This is a genomic window from Thalassospira indica (assembly GCF_003403095.1).
GTDB lineage: Bacteria > Pseudomonadota > Alphaproteobacteria > Rhodospirillales > Thalassospiraceae > Thalassospira > Thalassospira indica.
The window spans coordinates 1,590,001-1,610,480 of the sequence record NZ_CP031555.1 but is presented as its reverse complement, the minus strand read 5'-3'; the positions used below and the strand labels follow the sequence as shown (position 1 = coordinate 1,610,480).

Here is a 20,480-nt window from a genome sequence, read left to right as displayed (position 1 = left end):
CCTTGGCTTAAGCATCACGGGTTTATCAACTAGAAAAGTGCATTCCCCTAGATGACTGGAAAAGTCTCTATTCCTCTTAAGCCATTGCCATGCCCATCCGGCCCTGTCCAAAGCATGAAAGCCATCATAGGCAACGGGGTCCGTCCAATTACGAGGATGAATCTCTTGTGATTTTGCAGGCAAACCATTCATGTGGTGTGCCTCCTTCAATCAGCCACTGTGCAAAATGAAGATGCTTGATGGACGTAAAATACCTGCAAGCATTATCGATAAATATCGATAAGACTGGAGCATGATGCTTTCAGGATTCAGGCATCAATTACAAAATATGGTTGTAATCTGGGCTTATTTTGGACCTGGAACAACCAAACTTCAAAACCATCACATTTCGGCCATTTTGCACCGCAAAATAAACTTTCAATCAAAAGTTTAAAAACTCAAAGAAAAGACCCGCAAATTGAATAAACTCCCTTGGGAAGTCTCGAAATGGTCGACACTGAAATTTGGGATTTCGGCTCAGGAATCCCCACCAAACATCTAAGGTTCCTTCATCACAAAACCATTGGAGAGCTATTTATCTGTCGTTGTGATATCTCCACTTGCGACGGACTCATTCTTGGCACAGCCCAACCCTGTGTTGCACTCCATGAGGGAGACCCTACCCTTTTACGCTACAATTCTGCCCGGAGGAATTATCGTCTCAAGGTTCGATGCGGTCACATCCACATCAGTAATGCAAACTCTCTTGCAGAACTCAGCTGGTCAACACCACAAAGAATATTGGTTGTGGCAATGAGCACCAAGTTTATTGAAGAAAATGTGGCTTCTGCCTTTTCCGGCAATATTCCCTCATTGCCATCGCGCTTGGCCATTCGAAACGACTGGCTTCTCGAATTACTGTTGTATATGCGGAAATCTCTCGGAGAACCGGCTCACTGCGATAGTGCGTGCCTCGAACTATTAGGGGCATCGCTGGTTATCAAGTTATACGAGATATTCGGAAAGAAACGCCTATATCAACCTTCTATCATTACGGGAGGGCTTGGTTCTGTGCGTGAGAAGAACATTAAAGTTTTTATAGAACATCATCTGACTGAAAACATTCGACTGAATGATCTTGCTAACGCGGTTGATCTGAGCACTGATTACTTCAGGAAGGCATTCAAACAGAGTTTTGGTAAGTCACCCTGGCGCTATATCCGGGAAAGACGGATAAGTCAGGCTAAAGAAATGCTGATAAAGCACGATCAATCAATCACAGAAATTGCCCTGAACCTTCAGTTCTCAAGCCATTCGCACTTTACGGATATCTTTCATCAGATAACGGGAATCTCTCCTTCAAAGTTCAGAGATCACAACAGCAGATGAAATTTGTGATTCGACGCCCAATTTATCTAAAGCTAGAAATTGAAAAATGCCAACGCAAGCGCCCCTACGGCGGCAATCAGCAGAACCCTGACGATCCCCCAATGAAAACCCAGCAACATAATGCCGCACAAAGCTGAAATTCCAACTGCGAGTAGATCAATTGACGCCATTTCAGGTAGCCAGAAATTGAAAATTCCGGCTTCATATGTCGACACATTCTTAAAGAATACATGAAGTGCGAACCAGATCGCGAGGTTTAGGATAACCCCAACGACCGCAGATGTGATCATGGCAAGCGCATTTTTAAGCCTCGGCCGGGATGCGATCCAGTCGATATAAGGGGCGCCAGCGAATATCCAGAGAAAGCAGGGAGCGAAGGTAACCCAGACCGTAAGAGCAGCCCCGAGAAGCCCGGAAATCATCCCACCTTCACGATAGGCAGCCAGGAACCCGACAAATTCTGTCACCAGAATAAGCGGCCCCGGCGTTGTTTCCGCTAGGCCAAGCCCGTCCATCATTTCACCGGGCAACAGCCAGCCAAAACTATTCACCACATCCTGTGCCATATAGGCGAGAACCGCATAGGCTCCACCAAAGGTTACAACAGCCAGTTTGGAGAAAAACATCCCGAGCTCAGGCAAAACCGCCGATTGGCTGAGCCCAAAGGCTGCCAAAACCGGAGTCCACCAGATCAGCCCCCAAATCACGATGGTCTGCAGTGTTCCCGAAAACGACAGGGTGGATGGCGTGCTATCGTGGTCCGCTTTGGGGGCATGACCGGCTGAAGTAACAGCAACCCCGTAAAGGGCTGCACACACTACAATCAGCGGAAAGGGAACGGCAAAAGCCGAAATGGCAATATAGGCCAGCCCAGCAACTACCCAGTTTTCTCTGTGCCGCAAGGCACGCCGCGAAATGCGCAGCAATGCTTCGAGCACAATAATCACCACGGCGGCTTTCACACCAAGGAACAGTGCCGTTGTAACCGGCTGGTTGCCAAACAGCGCATAAACAATGGAAAGAGCAAGAATGACAAGGGTGCCCGGAATGATAAATAGAAGCCCTGCTGCCAGTCCGCCAACTGTTCCATGCAGTTTCCAGCCTGCGTAGGTAGCAAGCTGCATGGCTTCGGGACCGGGAAGCAACATGCAAAAACCCAGCGCATCGAGATACTGTTTTTCTGTCAGCCAGCCACGCTCATCAACGACCTCGCGATGCATGAGCGATATTTGCGCGGCAGGTCCCCCGAAAGACAAAAGGCCTATGCGCGCCCAGACTTTCAATGCATCAGAAAAAGACGGGGGTGTCGCAGAGAGTGCTACGTTTTTCAATTCTCATGTCTTTCCTGAGAAAAAGTCGCTTTCTGTTGGGCTATCCTGATTCTTAACAGCTGGCCTGTAAAGCTCCATTCACAGATGTCTCAATGTCGAACCGTCAAGTAAATGGGACCAAACATCGAGTGATATTGATTTAGGTTCAAACCAATCACGTCAAATTGATCGAACTGCCTAAATCACAAAATATGATACTCAGCATCATGCAGAACTAACAGCTTAATAATTCCATTCATCAGAAAGGCGGGCATTCCCTGACAGATCGTTTGCCATCTCTCTTAAAAATGCGGAAACGAGCTCCGAAATTGCCTCTGTATCTTCTGTGCCAATAGCGTCAAATAAATCCCGACTTGCGGTCATGGCCTCGATATTATTCGCTGTTTTTAACCGGAAATGACGCAGAACACGCAAACCTGTCAGGCAAGCCAAAAAGTGCTTCTGCCGATGCAGTGGCATAACAATGTCGCGGTTAGGAAGAATGATGACCGGATCGGCGTATCTTCCGTTTTCCAATTCCCAATTCCAAAACAAAAAATTGCGCGGTTGCGATATTCTGATCATCCATCCGTCATGCCGGAGGTAATCCAGCCGTCGGGCAATGTGTGGATCATATTGAGAAAGGCTTTTCAGATAGTCATCCCGGCACGGTCCTGTGCTTAAACGCAACATAACCTTGGTGAACCGGTTAAGATACCGAGCGTCCTGCCTTTTCACCCAGATATCGCCACCTGTGTTGCCGCAAATCTCCATATGAAAGACATCCGCACGTTATAGAAAACCCGATACTCTACCTAATATGTAGACTTACTAGTTGATTTCAATGCAAGAGCAGGCGACAATGCCCGCATTGGTCATATTCGGCCAAGTTCTGGTCAATTTTGACCCGTGTCCCGGCTCATGCAAGGAGCGCACGTTAGATGCAAATGGATTGGGCTTCGCTGGAAATCATCTTTGTGCTGGCTCTGGTGGCAGTCGTTTTCTTCGGATTCATCCGCGAAAAACTGCCTCCGGATATTGTCGCATTGGGTGCCATGGGCCTTCTGCTGCTGACAGGTATCCTTTCCACGAACGACGCGCTGAGCGTGTTCAGCAACAGTGCTCCAATCACAGTTGCTGCCATGTTTGTCCTCAGTGCTGCGCTGGAACGGACAGGCAGTATTGATGGCATGGGGCGCCTGATGACCCGCTTTGCCGGGAAATCCCCATTGTTTGCTGTGCTTGCCCTGATGATCTCGGTAATGTTTTTGTCTGCCTTCATCAACAATACCCCGGTTGTTGTTATTCTGACTCCGGTCGTGATCTCGCTTGCACAAACGATGGGAACCGCACCATCAAAGCTTCTGATCCCTCTGTCTTTTGCCAGCATCTTCGGTGGCACGACGACACTGATCGGCACGTCAACCAACATTCTGGTTGACGGCGTGGCCCAGTCCAAAGGCTTGGAACCTTTCGGAATCTTTGAAATCACAGCTGCCGGAATCTGTATGGGCCTGGTCGGCATCATCTATCTCGCATTAACATCACGCTGGCTGCTGCCGGTGCGTGATACACTTGCCAATCTGCTCCCCACGAATAAAGAACGCCATTTCCTTGCAGAGGTACTGGTCCCGATTGATTCCCCCCTGATCGGCAAACCGATGCGTGAAGCCGGTTTCACCGAAAGCCGCGGCTTTCGGGTAATCGATCTGGTTCGCAAGGATGTCAGTATGCGGCGCATCCTGCGCGAAACCCTGCTCGAAACAAAGCTGGAAGCCGGGGATCGGCTGATCATCCGCAGCCGCGTCGGGGATATGCTGGGATTGCGAGAGGCCGGAGACGTTGACTTCCTGAAGCAGAATGGTGCTCACGCTTTCGAGCCGATTGCCGCCCAGGAAACGACAATCATGGAGGGCGTTGTAGGGCCACAATCGCGCGTCGTCGGTCGGCGTATCTCAGAGCTTGGGCTTCGGAGAATGTATGGGGCGTATATTCTCGCTGTACACCGGCAGGGGGAAAATATCGGTAATGATTTCGAGCAGGCCAGGCTGAAAATCGGCGATACCGTTCTGATCGAAGCAACACCTGCAAATTTCCGACGTCTGTTCGACAATCAGGAATTGATCAACCTCTCCCAGCCAAGCGAGCGCCCGTTTCGACGCAACAAGGCACCGATCGCCATTCTCGCTGTATTTCTGGTCATGGCCCTGGCAGCGTTCGAGGTCCTACCTATTGCCGCGCTGGCAATCATCGCAGCAACCGCTGTCGTTGCACTCGGCTGTCTTGAACCGGACGAAGCTTACGGTTCCATCCGGTGGAATATTCTTATGCTGATTTTTGGCATGCTTGCCCTTGGCATTGCGATGGACAAAACCGGTGCCGCCAAGCTGATTGTGGAAAACTTTGCCATTCTTGTCGGTGGCCTTGGTCCGATTGCCGTTTTATCCGGGTTGTATCTCATTACCTCAATCCTGACCGAGATGATGAGCAACAATGCAGCGGCTATTTTGCTGACCCCGATTGCGATCGGCCTTGCCGAACAGCTTGGTATTGATCCCCGCCCGTTTGTCGTCGCCGTCATGTTTGCAGCCAGTGCGAGCTTTGCAACGCCGATTGGCTATCAGACCAACACCTTCGTCTATAATGCGGGTGGTTACAAATTTATGGATTTCGTCCGCGTTGGGGTACCGCTGAACCTTTTGTTCTGGGCGACTGCCACCTTTATCATTCCAATCTTCTGGCCGCTCCAGTAAACAACATTTATAAAATGTTGTTATTTTATAAATCACATTTTATATTGGCTAAATATGACCCTTGCCTGGTTGAAAACCCGCATCCCAAAGAATGCGGGTTTTTCTTTTATTATTTAAAATCAAGTCACTAACTGTTGGCATGCTTATTGCCGTTATGACCCCGCATCTCAAACAGGCGGGAGGTCATAATGTCGACCACAACAATCATCGGCATCAGCGGCAACATCAATCGACCATCCAAAACCAGCATGCTGGTCAATGTCATTCTTGATGAAATCGCCCACAGGCATCTGGGGCAAACCGATTTTTATGACTTGCTTGATGCAGCCCCGGGTTCATTTGATCCCGGCACCCCCTATGGCACACCGAACCATCTGGTCGATGCCATTGAACAGGCTGACATGCTGGTCGTGGGTACACCTGTTTTCAAAGGCGGGTATACCGGTCTTCTGAAGCATGTTTTCGATCTGGTGCATCCCGATGCACTCCGCGGTAAGCCGGTCATTCTGAGCGCTACAGGCGGGTCAAATCGTCATGCCCTTGTCATCGAACATCATTTGCGTCCGCTTTTCGCATTTTTCGGTGCCCTGACGGTTCCAACCGGCATCTATATGTCAGCCTCCGATCTGATTGAAACCGAGGCTGATGTCCGCAAAAAACTTGGCGCACGAATTGAAACCGCCGTTTCCCAGCTTTCCGCATGGCAACCGCAAGCGATCCGACAAGTCTCTGTCGTCGCCTAAGCCTTTTTCCGACAACAGACAGATATAAAGGAAATTCAGATGAAACTGCGAAATGTAATATCCCGGACAATTATCCCGGCCATCGTTGCTGTCGTCGGGTTCCCCGTAAATGCCATGGCAGAAGATGCCCTGACCGAGTTCCGTATCGGGTATCAGAAAAACGGCACCCTTGTGGTTGCCCGCCAGCAGCAGAAGATTGAAACCGCGCTGGAAGAAAAAGGCATTTCCGTAAAGTGGGTCGAGTTTTCGTCCGGCCCGCCACTGCTTGAAGCAGTCAATGTCGGCAGCATTGATTTCGGTACGACCGGCGATACCCCGCCGATCTTCGCCCAGGCCGCGGGTGCCAACATCGTCTATGTTGCCACCCAGCCGTCTCCGGGTACCGGCTCGGCAATACTTGTGCATCAGGATTCCGAAATTCAGACCCTTTCCGATCTCAAGGGAAAGAAGGTCGGTTTCACCAAAGGATCAAGTGCCAACAATCTGACGGTCGAGGCCCTGATCAAAGGTGGTCTGACTTACGATGACATCGAACCGGTATATCTCAGCCCGGCAGATGCCGCTGCGGCTTTTGTTCGCAAAAGCATCGATGCGTGGACAATCTGGGATCCCTATTATGCCATCGCTGAAACCAAACAGAATGCAAGGGTTCTGACCACCGGCGAACCAATTGTCGCCACCAACAGCTTTTTGCTGGCTAACGGCGATTTCGCACGAAAGCACCCTGACACGGTTTCCCGTGTCATTGCCGCTCTTTCCGAAGCGGCAAACTGGGCTGAAGCCAACCGCGACAAGGTTGCAGAAGCACTCGCCGAAGTCACTGGCGTCGACTTGCAATCGCAAGCCCGCGCGGCAGAGCGGGCATCTTTCGGCATTTATCCGATCACCCAAGACATCATCAAGACCCAGCAAACCATCGCGGACCGTTTTTACGAGATCGGTCTGATCCCGAAAAAAATTACCATCCGCGATGCGATCTGGAATGCACCGCAATCCTGATTTCTCGGCATACGGGACTGTTCACGACAACACAGGAAACAGATCATGACACATATTGAAAAAAACCGTCAGAACGCCGATCCGCTTAACTTCTTCTGGTTCATTCCGACAAGCGGAGATGGGTCTTACCTTGGTTCACTGGAACGTCAACGGCCAGCAAATTTCGATTATTTCAAGGAAATCGCGCAGGCTGCCGACCGGCTCGGTTATCAGGGTGTTCTATTGCCGACGGGTCAGGGATGCGAGGATTCCTGGATCACCGCGGCTGGCCTTGCAACCGTAACCGAGAAACTCAAATTCCTGGTTGCCCTGCGCCCCGGCGTAACCTCGCCAGCCTACGCGGCACGCCAGACCGCTGCCCTTGATCGGCTCAGCAAAGGGCGTCTGCTTCTGAATGTCGTTGTCGGGGGCAATCCGGTCGAACTGGCCGGAGACGGTGTTTTTCTCGCGCATGACAAACGGTATGAGCAGGCCGGGGAATTTCTGCATATATGGCGTGGGTTGCTGGCCGGGCACGAGGTCGATTTCCATGGCAAGCATTATCGCGTCGAAAAAGGCCGGATCAATTTCCCTCCGGTACAGCAGCCCCATCCGCCGCTTTATTTCGGTGGATCTTCGGAGGCCGCACAGGATCTGGCAGCAGAGACAGTGGAGCTGTATCTGACGTGGGGAGAACCCGTCGAACAGGTTGCCGAGAAAATCGAAGCCGTGCGCAAACGTGCAAATGACCGAGGTCGCAAAGTTCGCTTTGGGCTTCGTATTCATCTGATCGTTCGCGAAACCGAAGACGCAGCCTGGGCCGAAGCCGAACGCCTGATCAGCAAAGTCTCGGATGAAGATATTGCCAAAGCGCAGAAACGGTTCCTTGAACAACATGACTCTGTCGGTCAGCGTCGCATGGCGGAACTGCATGGTGGCAAACGTGATCGCCTGATTGTGGGACCCAATCTTTGGGCCGGTATCGGCCTGCTGCGACCCGGGGCGGGCACCGCACTTGTCGGGGATGCATCCACCGTTGCCAAGCGACTACACGAATACCAGTCGCTTGGGATCGATACCGTTATCGCATCGGGTTACCCGCACCTTGAAGAAGCCTATACCGTTTCCGAGCTTCTTTTCCCTGAACTCGGCCTTTCGGCGTCAGGACAGCACGACCTTGACCCTGTCGGAGAATTTCCGGCTTCGGTCGAGCAGCGCAAGCTCGCCGTCAGCACATCATGAATCATGGAGACGTCCTGTGAGAACGATTTTGCTGACCAAAGCCCGCCCCTGGATTCTTCCGGTTCTGCTTGTCGCCGCCTGGCAGGCGGCGGCAAGTGCCGGGCTTATTCCACCCTATATTTTACCCGCTCCAAGCGCGGTTCTCGGCGCAGCATCCGGTCTGATCGCATCCGGCGAGTTGTTTGATCATCTGCTGGTCAGCTCCGCCCGCGCTCTTGGCGGTTTTGTGATCGGTGCCACCATCGGCTTTGCCTTCGGTTTTCTGAACGGCGTTTCAAAAACCAGTGAGGAATATCTCGATACAACCCTGCAAATGATCAGGAATGTTCCGCATCTCGCCCTGATTCCGCTGGTCATCCTGTGGTTCGGGATCGAGGAACAATCAAAGTTGTTCCTTGTCGCACTTGGCGTATTTTTTCCGATTTATATCAATACGTTCCACGGTATCCGCACAGTTGATCGCCAGTTGATTGAAATGGGGCGCATTTACGGACTGTCATCAAGGCAATTGTTCTGGCGGGTCATCCTGCCGGGCGCATTACCATCAATCTTCGTTGGTGTGCGCTATGCACTTGGCATCATGTGGCTGACGCTGATCGTGGCAGAAACCATCGCGGCGTCTTCGGGTCTTGGCTATATGGCAATGCAGGCCAGAGAGTTTCTGCTGGTGGATGTCGTCGTACTCGGCATCACGATATATGCCCTGCTTGGAAAACTGGCGGATACCGCCGCACGCCTGCTTGAACGCCATTACCTCGCCTGGCATCCATCCTTTCAAGTTCATTAGAGTCTTCAAGGAGAAGTCGTCATGACCATTCAGGCACTGGAGAAAAGTTCTTTCCGCCGCATCACAACTGCACCCCGACGGCCAGTTTTACCTCAAACCAGTGGTGGGGTCGCCGTAACGCTTCAAAACCTGCATAAATCCTTTGACCACACAGAAGTCCTTAAGGGTATCGACCTTCATATTCCGGCAGGACAGTTCATTGCTGTCATTGGCAAAAGCGGTTGCGGCAAAAGTACCCTCCTGCGACTGATCGCAGGACTTGATGCCTCGACCAAAGGCGAGATCTCGATCGGAAGCGGCGGAGAGACGGCATCAAGGATTGTGTTTCAGGAACCCAGGCTGCTTCCTTGGGCAAAGGTTATCGATAACGTGAAACTCGGCCTTACCGGTACGCCTGTTCGTGACCCTGATCAGGTTCTTGACCTCTCTCTGGTCACACTCGACGAGGTCGGCCTTGAGAACAAGCGGGATGAATGGCCATCGGCTCTTTCGGGGGGGCAGAAACAACGTGTCGCTCTGGCACGCGCACTGGTCAGTCATCCCCGGCTGCTTGCCCTCGACGAACCCCTTGGGGCATTGGATGCTCTAACACGGATCGACATGCAAAATCTGCTGGAAGAGGTCTGGCTGCATCAGGGCTTCACAGCAATTCTCGTGACCCACGACGTATCCGAAGCCGTCGCTCTTGCCGACAGGGTTGTTTTGATCGATGAAGGGCAGATCAAGCTGGACATCGAGATCGATGTGCCTCGACCACGCCGTCGCGGTAGCGCGATACTTGCAGAGATTGAAGGTAAAGTTCTTGATGTTCTGTTTGAGCAAGATCCCGAGAAGCAGGCGGGATGATCTTCACTATATCAAGTAGTTACAGTTGATCAGATTGCAGGCGGGATTTTTTTATCGACAATGTCTACTAAAAAGGTAGACTTTAAGTAGTTAATGAAATCTCTCTTGCGAGGCTTGAGAAATGGAGGACCGGCTTGACATATCATCGCGATTTGCGACCGGGACAGTCAGCAGAAGTTCTGCGGCTGGCCCGACGGGGCGGCGCAGACATTCCGCCAAGTATACGCGCGAGCGCGCTCGTGTTTCGTGATCCAGTCTCACTCGAATTGCAACGGCGTCTGCTGCAGTTTTCTGTCAGCGATGCCAGTGTTCTGATTGTCGGGGAGACCGGCACGGGCAAAGAACTGATTGCACGTTACGTTCATGACAACTCGCCACGTGCCGGCGGCCCATTTATTGCGGTCAACTGTGCTGCCTTGCCCGAAACGCTCGTCGAGGCAGAACTGTTCGGCTATGAAAAAGGCGCCTTTACTGGCGCCACCGAGAATCGCACCGGATGGTTTGAAGCCGCCAATGGCGGGACAATCTTTCTTGATGAAATTGGCGACCTGCCGTTGGCCTTTCAGGTCAAGCTTCTGCGTGTCCTTCAGGAACGCGAAGTCACCCCGGTAGGCGGTCGCAAGACACGTCCGGTTGATGTGCGCATCGTTGCGGCAACGAATGTGAATCTCGAAAATGCCGTGCGCGCCGGACATTTCCGGGAAGACCTTTTCTTCCGGCTGAATGTCGCGCGGCTTGACGTCGCCCCCTTGCGGGCCAGACGCGATGACATTCTAACCCTTTCGGAGCACTTCTTGCATGTCTACAGCGAAAAAACCGGGCGCCAGGACCTCTCTTTGGGCAAGGAAGCGATCAAGGTTCTTTTGCATTACTCCTGGCCGGGCAATATCCGGGAACTGGAGAATGCCATACATCATGCCGTTCTGGTGGCAGCAGATCACGTAATCCGTCCGGACGATCTTAATCTGAGCCATGTGGCCCTTGATAAAACCAGTGGATCGGATGCGGATACCATCCGGCATATCATCCATGACCTGATCCGCCGCGAAGGCAAGTTCTCTCTTGATGATCTCGTGCATATGGCCATTGAAGAGGCTTACGAGATTGCCGAACACAACCAGATCAAAACCGCAAAACTGCTCGGACTTAGCCGCAGCCAGCTACGCACTTTGCTGAAAAACCATCGTATCGATTAGCGCGATCACACCGGGCGCCTTGGCAATCATACCGGTTCAACGACAGGAGACGATCATGGCATACAAAATTGGTATCGTCGGCGGCGGCCTGAGCGGCAGCCTTCTGGCCATACAGTTGCTCCGCCGCCTGCCCGAGACAGACGAAGTCATCGTGTTCGAGCCACGTTCGGTTTGCGGTCGGGGGCTGGCCTATGGCACAAACTGCGCCTCGCACATTCTGAATGTTCCTGCCGGAAAAATCAGCATTTTCCCGGATCGAAGGGATGATTTTATCGAATGGCTCGCGACGTCCGACGATCCGGAAATCCGGAGATATGCGACCGCAGCCAGTTTCGTGCCCCGGCAGATTTTTGGGGACTATGTTTGTTCCCGACTTGATCAGTCAATCAAGCAGCGTTTCCGGCCGGAAAGCTTTGCTCATGTGCGCGATACCGTGAATTCAGCCTATCCGGCAGAAGGAGGACATAAACTTCATATCCGGACGGAACGTGATCAGATCTTTGAAGTCGACCATCTGGTGCTGGCGATGGGGAACTCGCTTGCCAGTCAGACCAGATATGGTTTTCTCCATCCGTGGAATACAGAACGGACAGAGGGAACGTCGATGCGCGGCCCGATACTGGTACTGGGTTCCGGGTTAACCGCAGTTGATACTCTGCTTCGCCTGCGCGAAACGGGCTATGAAGGTCAGGTTGTTTTTCTGTCGAGGCGCGGTCTGCTGCCTCGCCCACACGATCTGACGGAACCGGAAAATCATCCTGCATTCACACCAACGGACGCAGGTGCCCAGCCTCTTTCAACCCTGCTTGCCAAGGTGCGTAATAATGCCAAGCAGTTTGGTTGGCGCACAACGATTGATGGCCTCCGTCCAATGACTCAGGCCATCTGGCAGGCACTTGATGACGTGAAACGTCGTCGATTTATCAGACACTTGCAAACCTGGTGGGATGTCCACAGGCACCGTATGTCGCAGGAAACGGCTCAGATTATTGAAGCCGAGCTGGCCTCCGGAAACCTCAAAATCATTAAAGGCCGCATTTCCAATGCTCAAAAGAAGCCGGGACAATCTTGGGAAATTTCAATCCGCAGGCATGGACAGGAGACAGCGGAGGATTTCAGCTTTCCTGTTGCCTATGACTGTACAGGCCCGCGTGCGGACTTGGAAACTATCGATGTGCCCCTGATCTGGTTCCTGAACAATATGGGGCATATTCGCCCCGACCCTCTCGGACTTGGTATCGACGTCGACGACACCTGTCAGGCGATCAAAAGCAATGGCAAATCGTCGAAGTTTATCAGCGTCATCGGGCCGTTAACCCGTGGCAAGTTTTGGGAAATCACTGCTGCGGCCGAAATCAGGAATCAGGCTGCAACGCTGGCCGAAGATCTGAGCAACAAAGCATCATCGCGTTACGAACGAACATCTCTGATCTCTGCCGATCTGCCTGCAACCATAACCGGCAGGGAGATCTTGTGAACGTGTCCGCACAAAGACTGGTCTACCTGATCCTGTTTATCGGGTTGCTGATTTACTTTTCAACGAACTAGGTTTGCCCAGATCGGGTAAACGCTGACAACTCAGGAGCATGCCCCATGGAACATGCAATGAAAAAATTGTTGTTGCCTGGCTACAAAGGCTCGAATGCCGGTCACTGGCAACGGATCTGGAGCGACATTGATCCCGATGCCATCATCGTCAATCAGGATGACTGGCTAAAGCCCCGGCTGAAACCATGGATCGAACATGTTCGTTTTGCCGTAAGCAAGAACCCCAACGCCATCCTGATCGCGCACAGCCTTGGATGCATACTTGTCGCACATCTGGCACGGGCATTCCCCGATTTACCAATTGCCGGAGCACTGCTCGTCGCTCCTGCCGACGTTGACCGTATTGGAAAAACTTATCCCGATCTTGCCGGCTTCGCCCCGATCCCGATCCGAAAACTGCCTTTTCCATCAATTGTCGTCGCCAGCCGCAATGATGAATATTGCGACTTTACCCGCGCGCGTTCGCTTGCCTCGGCCTGGGGGAGTGAACTGATTGATGCCGGCGAGGCTGGCCATATCAATATAGAAAGCGGGCATGGCCACTGGTCTGACGGCTTTAAACTGGCAGACCGGCTTGTCGATCTCCACTATCAGCAGCTTGCAAAACAAAACATGCAGCAAAATTCACCCAATATCGAAACACTTTATTCGGTGTAGTTAGGGCATAAACAACATGAATGGCGGCATTTTAAGCCGCCATTCAGTTTTATGAGCACAAAAAACAATGCCTCAACAGATACCTGAGAAACACACGAACGAAGAACCATGGTCCGGGTTCAGTCTGAAATGGTTGATACTCATTTCAATTGCCGCTGCCGTATGCAGTATCATTTTTGCGGGCAACACCCTTGATCGCGTTACCTTGCTATTTAACGAGCAAATTGCCTACATAAAGGCTGGGCAGGGTTTTCTGGCCTGCATCATGGGCATTTCAGCACTTCTTTTCGGATGGCTTGCAATAACAACTTTTGTCAAAGCAACATCCCTGCTTCTCAAGGCTAAGTAACCAGTTTGCCTTTTCCCCTGAACCGCGATCGTTTCTGCACCAAACGAATACTCATATCCGAAATACAACTGGCAACAGCATCATGGCTATCACAAACACCAGAATGCTAACGGGCAATCCACAACGCCAGTAATCGCTGAAGCGATAGCCACCCGGACCCATAATAATCGTGTTGTTGTGGTGGCCAACCGGGGTGAGGAAATCGGTCGAAGCCCCGATTGCAACTGCCATCAAAAACGCATCGGGGGCCAATCCAGCACGGTATGCCAACGCCATCACAATAGGCGCCAGCACCACAACAGTCGTCACGTTGTTCAGAATCGGTGTTATGCCCATTGCCAGCAGCATTGTCAGGGCAAGTAGCCACATCGGACCTGCCGTCCCCGCAAGTTGCAACAAATATCCCGCAATCAGTTCCGCCGTGCCGGTTGAGCGCAAAGCCTCCCCGATCGGAATAAGTGCCGCAAGCAAAACCAGAACCGGTCCTTCGACCCGCCTATACAGATCACGCGCACTGACCACACGCGTTAACAACATCATGGTGACAGCCGCTACGAAGGAAACGGCTGGTGTCGCGATACCACTCGCTGCAAGGAAAATCGCCACGGCAAAAATCGCCACAGCCCACAAGGCAGCCCGGGGACGCAACCGGATCGACCGTGCGGCCAAAGGCAAAAGGCCTAGATCGGAAATCGCCGTATCAATGCGCGAAGGATCGCCTCGAAAAATCAGAATATCGCCCGGCATCAAAGTCGCGTCAGCCAGACGCCCTTCGAACCGTTTGCTTTGACGGGCCATGGCAACGATATCAATCTGCCATCGATCCGCCGGTTCGAGTGTATGAAGGTTACTGCCCTGAATGATGCTGTCGGCCGGAACCACGGCTTCGATCATTTCTGCATCATCTGACAAAACACCAATCTGTCCGGGCAACCTGAAGCCATACCGGTCACACAATAGTTCAAGTGTATCAAGTTCGGCCTCGACAATCATCAGATCGCCAATTTCGAAAAGCTGCCGGTTTTTAGGCGCAAAAAGCCGCCTGTTTTCGCGCACGATACCGTGGACCTTGACTGGTAAAGCTGCCTCGAGTTCCGGCACAGAAGAAAAATCGGCAATACCATTGGCCCCGACACGTAATTCTGTCAAGAAGCGACCGGAATCTCGCTGCTCCCCGACGGTCAGATGCCGCCCCGGTATAAGCCGCCACCCGATAAAAACAAGCCAGACCACGCCGGCTACGGCGATTACACTGCCAACCGGGGTAAAATCGAACATGTCAAAAGGCTGACTGACGGCAGTTTGCCGGATCTGGGAAATGATCAAATTGGCTGGCGTTCCAATCAGGGTTGTCATTCCGCCAAGAAGTGTCGAGAACGACAGGGGCATCAAAAGATAGCCGGGATGCTCCCCCCGTCTCGCCGTTGCCGCCAGTGCAACCGGCATCAAAAGGGCCAATGCCCCGATATTGTTCATGAAGGCTGAAAGAACTGCACCAGTCGCGCAGAAAACCGCAATCAGGGACCAGCGACTTTCGAACCTTTCCGAAAGGATATGGCTGACCGGTTCCAAGGCACCGGTCGCCACAATACTGCGTGTAATGATCAGAACACCAGCAACGGTAACGACGGCACCGTTGGAAAATCCCATAAAAGCGCTGTCCTGGGGCACGATTCCGAGAACCACAGCAGCCAGCAGCGCAAGAACCGCGACCAGATCATATCTGAAACGGTCACTGGCCATCGCGGCAATTGCAATCAAAATGATGGCGACAAGGGCCAGTTGGTCGAAATTCAAATGCCGCTCCGTATCCTGTTCTTATTCCGGAAAAAGGGCGTATTTTCGCAGAGAAATCTCCACCCGCGTTCCCGGTTTCAGCTTACGCCAGTCATCATCATTGTGCGACAGCGCAATATCAAGATGGGTATTCCAGCTATCAAGAGAGACATCCATGACCACGGCCGGGCCGGTCGCCCTGATATCTCGCACAAGACCCGTAAGAGCCTGCCCCTCTTCCTTGGCTGCCACGCGGATATTGTGAGGGCGCACATACAATACATAATTGCCGTCCGGCTTGTCTGTATCACCAATCGCAATCGGCCTTCCCGGCAACAGAACCTGTCCGTCTTTAACGGAAACCGCAAGCTTGTTTACATCGCCGATGAATTCATAAACGAATGGCGAGGCCGGTTCCTCATAGACATCGTTCGGTGCCCCCTCTTGGGCAATACGGCCGTCCTGAACCACAACAACCCTGTCAGCAAGATCAAGCGCCTCTTCCTGATCATGGGTGACAAAGACTGTGGTATGGCCGGTTTCATCGTGAAGTTCACGCAACCATTTGCGCAGTTCATGACGAACCTTGGCATCAAGGGCTCCGAACGGTTCATCAAGCAGCAACACGGATGGCTCGATCGCAAGGGCGCGGGCCAGTGCAACACGTTGTTGCTGCCCACCCGAAAGTTGGGCAGGAAAACGATCCTCATATCCCGAGAGCTTCACGAGGGAGAGAAGATCACGGGCCCGTGAGAGAATCTCTTGCTCTGATGGACGACGGTCTGCGGGGCGGGCACGCAGACCAAAGGCGATGTTGTCAATCACCCGCATATGCTTGAAAAGCGCGTAATTCTGAAAAACAAAGCCGACATTACGTTTGCCGACCGACAGATTGGATGCGTCATCCGCATCGAAAAAGATCTGCCCGCTATTGGGGAATTCAAGTCCTGCGATCAAACGCAAAAGCGTTGTCTTGCCCGACCCGGAAGGACCCAGCAGCGCAACAAGTTCACCAGAACCGATTTTCAGATCAATGTTGCGAAGCGCCGTCTGGCTTCCAAAATCCTTGGTCACATTATGAATATCGATCTGCATGATCGTTCGTCTCCTCAGCTACGATGGCCCGGTGCAAGGTCATCGCCATGCCGCCATTCCAGTATGGATTTCAGAACAAGGGTGAAAAGGGCCAGTAGAGCCAACAGTGAAGCAACAGCGAAAGAGGCCGAAAAGGCGTATTCGTTGTAAAGAACCTCGACATGCAGCGGCAACGTATTGGTCACGCCACGAATGTGACCCGACACCACGGAAACCGCGCCAAAGTCCCCCATGGCGCGCGCACTGCATAGCAAAACACCATAGAAAAGTGCCCATTTCACGTTGGGCAATGTAATTTTGATAAAGGTTCGCCAGCCACTTGCACCAAGCGACAGCGCGGCTTCTTCCAAAGAGTTTCCCTGACTTTCCATCAACGGGATCAGTTCACGCGCAACGAAGGGGAATGTGACAAATATCGTCGCCAGAACAATGCCCGGGGTTGCGAAAATGATGTCAATATCTGCAGCGTCAACAAAATCACCGAACCAGCCGTGACTGCCAAACAACATCACAAAAGAAAGCCCTGCAACCACTGGCGACACGGAAAATGGCAGATCGATCAGTGTGACAAGGATGCTTTTTCCGCGAAAATCATGCTTGGCAACCGCCCAAGCCGCTGCGATCCCGAACAGGATGTTCAGAGGAACTGCAAAAGCCACAACAGTTAACGTTAAACGCAAGGCTGAAAGGGCGTCAGGTTCAACCAGTGCCGCCAGATACGCCTTCCACCCCGATGCCAAGGCTTCGGTAAAAACAATAACCAGCGGAAAAACAAGAAAAATGAACAGAAATAACAAAGCTGCAAGAATCAGCAACCAGCGCACCAGGACTGGCTCGCCAATTCCGCGTTGGAAAGAGTCGTTTGAAGTCATGGTCTTACCTTTTTCAAAGGCCGCTTCGCTTCCGGCTCCAGACTTGAAGTAGATTGACCAGCAACAGCATTGCAAAAGATATGACAAGCATGGTTGTCGCTATCGCTGTGGCGCCGTCATAATTGAATTCTTCAAGGCGGATAACGATAAGAAGCGGTGCAATCTCAGAGATATTGGGAATATTGCCGGCGATAAAAATGATTGACCCGTATTCGCCAATCCCACGCGCCAAAGCCAAAGCAAATCCTGTCAGAAGTGCGGGCAGAACAGCCGGGAAAATAACCATTCGAAAGGTAAACCCACGCGATGCACCGAGCGAGGCTGCGGCCTCTTCCAGCCTTTGGTCAAGCTGCTCAAGCACCGGTTGAACAGAACGAACCACAAACGGCAGCCCGATAAATGTCATGGCAATTATGATACCAAGCGGCGTATAGGCGGCTTTAATGCCCAGTGGTTCAAGATACTGACCAAAAGGGCCATTCTTCGAATAGATCGCAACCAAGGCAATACCCGCAACCGCAGTTGGCAAGGCGAATGGTAGATCAATAATGGCATCGATGATTTTGCGTCCCGGAAAGCGATAACGCACAAGAACCCATGCCACGAGAAAGCCAAATACAGCATCGATTAAAGCAGCAGCCAATGCCGCTCCAAAACTCAGCCACAGGGAGTGAAGAGTTCTTGGCGAACCAACGATGGCAATAAAGTCGTCCCATCCCATACCGGCCGACCTTGCAACAACTGCCGCCAAAGGCAAAAGTACGATCACGCCAAGATAAGAAAGGGTATAGCCAAGCGTGATCCCGAAACCCGGGATCACGCGGCGATTGCCAAATGCACTTGCAATAGAAGTCATGTTCAGTTGCTCTGATAAAGCTGATCGAACGTGCCGCCATCGGCGAAATGCTCTTCCTGAGCACGAGCCCATCCACCAAAACGATCCTCAACCGTGAAAAGTTCAAGCGGCGGGAAGCGCTTCATGTCCTCGGGATCGGCATGTTCAGGTGCGACGGGACGGTAGTAGTATTTTGCAGCAAGCTTCTGCCCAGTCGGCGAATAAAGATATTCCAGATAGGCGGTTGCGATATCGCGCGTACCATGATCATCGACAACCTTGTCCACCACCGAAACAGGCGGCTGTGCGAGAACCGATTTGGACGGAACGACGATTTCAAACTCGTCGCCGAGGTTCTCTAGAGCAAGAAATGCCTCGTTTTCCCATGCCAGCAGCACATCACCAATACCGGTTTTGACAAAGGTATTGGTTGAACCGCGGGCACCTGTATCGAGAACCGGCACGTTTTTATAAAGCTTCGAGATAAACGCGCGGACCTGTTCCTGATCTCCGCCAAATTCATCCTCGGCAAATGCCCAAGCGGCCAGATAGTTCCAGCGTGCGCCACCCGATGTTTTCGGGTTTGGTGTGATCACCTGAATATCGTCGCGAACCAGATCACCCCAATCCTGAATGTTCTTGGGGTTACCATTGCGAACCAGGAAGACGATCGTCGACGTATAGGGGGCAGCACCAAGTGGAAGGCGCTCTTTCCAGCCAGTATTGATCCAGCCGGTTTTTTCGGCAATTGCGTCGATATCGGCCTCAAGTGCCAATGTCACCACATCGGCCTCCAACCCGTCAATGACCGAACGGGCCTGACGCCCCGAACCGCCATGCGACATCTGAATTTCGACGGACTGTCCTTTTTCCTTCAGCCAGTGGTCGGCAAAGGCTTGATTGAATTCCTTATACAACTCGCGGGTCGGGTCATAGCTGACATTCAGCAAGGTGACATCAGCAGAGTCGGCATTCCCGGCGACAAGCAAGGATGATGCAGCAAACATTGCCGCGCCGATTAAGTTTCGGCGTACAGATTTAAGTGGACTATCAAGCATGATTATTCTCCCTTATACTTATAGGCCATATTCTCTATCTAATTGGTAGACTTAATCAACATTAAAATGGCCTAACTGTGGCAATTACGTATCAACAGTCATTCAGTGTGATTATGAAATCAGGCGACGACGGGAGTTTTCTGGCCCAAATCAGGGCCAAGGGCATCCTGCAAAGTTGTGCTTTCCAGCGCCGCAACAGTTGCCTGATATGATTCGGCGAAGACACGCCGCACGCGACACGATTTCTCGTCTTTGCAATCTTCACAAGGTTGGTACGCCATCTTGCTCAGGCATGATAGCGGCGCAATTGGCCCTTCGATCAATCTGACAATTCGACCAATAGAGATCTCTTCCGGATTTTTGATCAGCGTATAGCCGCCATGCTTGCCGCGCCGACTGTTAATCAGTCCGTGATGTTTGAGATCGAGCAGAATCTGTTCAAGAAACTTTTTGGGAATCGCTTCCTGCTGCGCAAGCTCGGCGATTTGCATGGCCTCGCCAACACCAATATCAGCCAAAGCAATCATCGCCTTCACAGCGTATTTTGTTTTCTGCGACAGCATTTTCTTACACTATATCTCTACCGAATAAGTAGACATATAACACGTAAGTGCAGGTAGAATCCAGAAACATCTTTGGCTTTCCGCTATTTCCATCCCAAAAGGCGGAGAGGCATGAAATTATTTTACGACAGATATCAACGCTCCCCTCGGAACAAAAAGGATGATCCATCATGCTCGCCGCTATTGAGTGAATTGGGAGCATAGAACGCGATGCTTAAGAGACACCCTAGGTAGCACTACATACTTCCACGAAGACCATTGATAGATATTGGTCAAGGAGATCTTCGTAGACACGGTGTTTTGTTTTACGGCTTTGTTATATCTCGCAAAGGAGCGATTTATAACAGAAGTGGTTGCGGGGGCAGGATTTGAACCTGCGACCTTCAGGTTATGAGCCTGACGAGCTACCGGGCTGCTCCACCCCGCGTCAGGGTGATCTATCTGTACAGTCTGCGCGCGGCTCCGCCGTGCTCAACCTTCGGCTTAAAATCGCTCCACTGGAGC

The 20,480-nt window shown here is 52.0% G+C and carries 19 protein-coding genes, 1 tRNA gene and 1 pseudogene; 11 read left to right on the top strand and 10 right to left on the bottom strand.

What is annotated here, in order from left to right; genetic code table 11:
- Positions 1-66 precede the first annotated feature (66 nt).
- Positions 67-192: pseudogene (locus DY252_RS22770) on the bottom strand (transcriptional regulator domain-containing protein); the annotation flags it as partial.
- A 294-nt stretch (positions 193-486) separates the two neighbouring features.
- Here DY252_RS22770 and DY252_RS07550 point away from each other — a divergent pair.
- Positions 487-1,368, top strand: coding sequence for a helix-turn-helix domain-containing protein (locus DY252_RS07550; RefSeq protein ID WP_064789984.1), 882 nt, complete (start codon positions 487-489; stop codon positions 1,366-1,368).
- Positions 1,369-1,400: 32 nt separating this feature from the next.
- Here DY252_RS07550 and chrA read toward each other — a convergent pair whose 3' ends face one another.
- A complete protein-coding gene (chrA, locus tag DY252_RS07545) occupies positions 1,401-2,651 on the bottom strand; it encodes a chromate efflux transporter (RefSeq protein ID WP_269451535.1) in 1,251 nt (416 codons plus the stop codon).
- 270 nt (positions 2,652-2,921) lie between these two features.
- Positions 2,922-3,452: a hypothetical protein gene (locus DY252_RS07540; protein WP_064789986.1), complete on the bottom strand. Its 531-nt coding sequence runs from the start codon at positions 3,450-3,452 to the stop codon at positions 2,922-2,924.
- Between the two features lie 167 nt (positions 3,453-3,619).
- Here DY252_RS07540 and DY252_RS07535 point away from each other — a divergent pair, with 167 nt between their 5' ends.
- The 10 genes from DY252_RS07535 (at position 3,620) to DY252_RS07490 (ending at position 13,777) form a co-directional block, all read left to right on the top strand.
- On the top strand, positions 3,620-5,431 hold the full coding sequence (locus tag DY252_RS07535) for an SLC13 family permease (protein WP_231959792.1): 1,812 nt from the start codon (positions 3,620-3,622) through the stop codon (positions 5,429-5,431).
- Between the two features lie 188 nt (positions 5,432-5,619).
- Positions 5,620-6,174: an NAD(P)H-dependent oxidoreductase gene (locus tag DY252_RS07530; RefSeq protein WP_064789988.1), complete on the top strand. Its 555-nt coding sequence runs from the start codon at positions 5,620-5,622 to the stop codon at positions 6,172-6,174.
- A gap of 39 nt (positions 6,175-6,213) precedes the next feature.
- The gene (locus DY252_RS07525) at positions 6,214-7,173 is read left to right on the top strand and encodes a sulfonate ABC transporter substrate-binding protein (RefSeq protein WP_064789989.1); all 960 of its coding nucleotides are present in this window, start codon (positions 6,214-6,216) and stop codon (positions 7,171-7,173) included.
- A 45-nt stretch (positions 7,174-7,218) separates the two neighbouring features.
- Positions 7,219-8,394: an FMNH2-dependent alkanesulfonate monooxygenase gene (gene ssuD, locus DY252_RS07520; protein WP_064789990.1), complete on the top strand. Its 1,176-nt coding sequence runs from the start codon at positions 7,219-7,221 to the stop codon at positions 8,392-8,394.
- 16 nt (positions 8,395-8,410) lie between these two features.
- Positions 8,411-9,181: an aliphatic sulfonate ABC transporter permease SsuC gene (ssuC, locus tag DY252_RS07515; protein ID WP_064789991.1), complete on the top strand. Its 771-nt coding sequence runs from the start codon at positions 8,411-8,413 to the stop codon at positions 9,179-9,181.
- A 21-nt stretch (positions 9,182-9,202) separates the two neighbouring features.
- Positions 9,203-10,027: an ATP-binding cassette domain-containing protein gene (locus DY252_RS07510; RefSeq protein ID WP_064789992.1), complete on the top strand. Its 825-nt coding sequence runs from the start codon at positions 9,203-9,205 to the stop codon at positions 10,025-10,027.
- 239 nt (positions 10,028-10,266) lie between these two features.
- Complete coding sequence (locus tag DY252_RS07505; protein WP_197482596.1) at positions 10,267-11,223, top strand: sigma-54 interaction domain-containing protein; 957 nt, start codon at positions 10,267-10,269, stop codon at positions 11,221-11,223.
- Between the two features lie 55 nt (positions 11,224-11,278).
- A complete protein-coding gene (locus DY252_RS07500; protein ID WP_064789993.1) occupies positions 11,279-12,700 on the top strand; it encodes an FAD/NAD(P)-binding protein in 1,422 nt (473 codons plus the stop codon).
- Between the two features lie 128 nt (positions 12,701-12,828).
- On the top strand, positions 12,829-13,428 hold the full coding sequence (locus DY252_RS07495; RefSeq protein ID WP_064790015.1) for an RBBP9/YdeN family alpha/beta hydrolase: 600 nt from the start codon (positions 12,829-12,831) through the stop codon (positions 13,426-13,428).
- 67 nt (positions 13,429-13,495) lie between these two features.
- Positions 13,496-13,777 (top strand): hypothetical protein, encoded by a 282-nt coding sequence (locus DY252_RS07490; protein ID WP_064789994.1) that lies wholly within the window; start codon positions 13,496-13,498, stop codon positions 13,775-13,777.
- Positions 13,778-13,828: 51 nt separating this feature from the next.
- Here the strand turns inward: DY252_RS07490 and DY252_RS07485 are convergent, their stop codons facing one another.
- The 7 genes from DY252_RS07485 to DY252_RS07455 all read right to left on the bottom strand — a co-directional run bounded on the left by DY252_RS07485 (position 13,829) and on the right by DY252_RS07455 (position 20,403).
- A complete protein-coding gene (locus tag DY252_RS07485) occupies positions 13,829-15,574 on the bottom strand; it encodes an SLC13 family permease (RefSeq protein WP_082923570.1) in 1,746 nt (581 codons plus the stop codon).
- A gap of 21 nt (positions 15,575-15,595) precedes the next feature.
- The gene (locus DY252_RS07480) at positions 15,596-16,648 is read right to left on the bottom strand and encodes a sulfate/molybdate ABC transporter ATP-binding protein (protein WP_064789995.1); all 1,053 of its coding nucleotides are present in this window, start codon (positions 16,646-16,648) and stop codon (positions 15,596-15,598) included.
- Positions 16,649-16,662: 14 nt separating this feature from the next.
- A complete protein-coding gene (cysW, locus tag DY252_RS07475; protein ID WP_064789996.1) occupies positions 16,663-17,520 on the bottom strand; it encodes a sulfate ABC transporter permease subunit CysW in 858 nt (285 codons plus the stop codon).
- A 13-nt stretch (positions 17,521-17,533) separates the two neighbouring features.
- Entirely contained in the window at positions 17,534-18,376 is an 843-nt protein-coding gene (gene cysT, locus DY252_RS07470; protein ID WP_064789997.1) for a sulfate ABC transporter permease subunit CysT, read from the bottom strand.
- 2 nt (positions 18,377-18,378) lie between these two features.
- Entirely contained in the window at positions 18,379-19,413 is a 1,035-nt protein-coding gene (locus DY252_RS07465; RefSeq protein WP_064789998.1) for a sulfate ABC transporter substrate-binding protein, read from the bottom strand.
- A gap of 119 nt (positions 19,414-19,532) precedes the next feature.
- The gene (locus DY252_RS07460) at positions 19,533-19,976 is read right to left on the bottom strand and encodes an RrF2 family transcriptional regulator (protein WP_064789999.1); all 444 of its coding nucleotides are present in this window, start codon (positions 19,974-19,976) and stop codon (positions 19,533-19,535) included.
- 350 nt (positions 19,977-20,326) lie between these two features.
- Positions 20,327-20,403: transfer RNA gene (locus DY252_RS07455), tRNA-Met, on the bottom strand.
- Positions 20,404-20,480 lie beyond the last annotated feature (77 nt).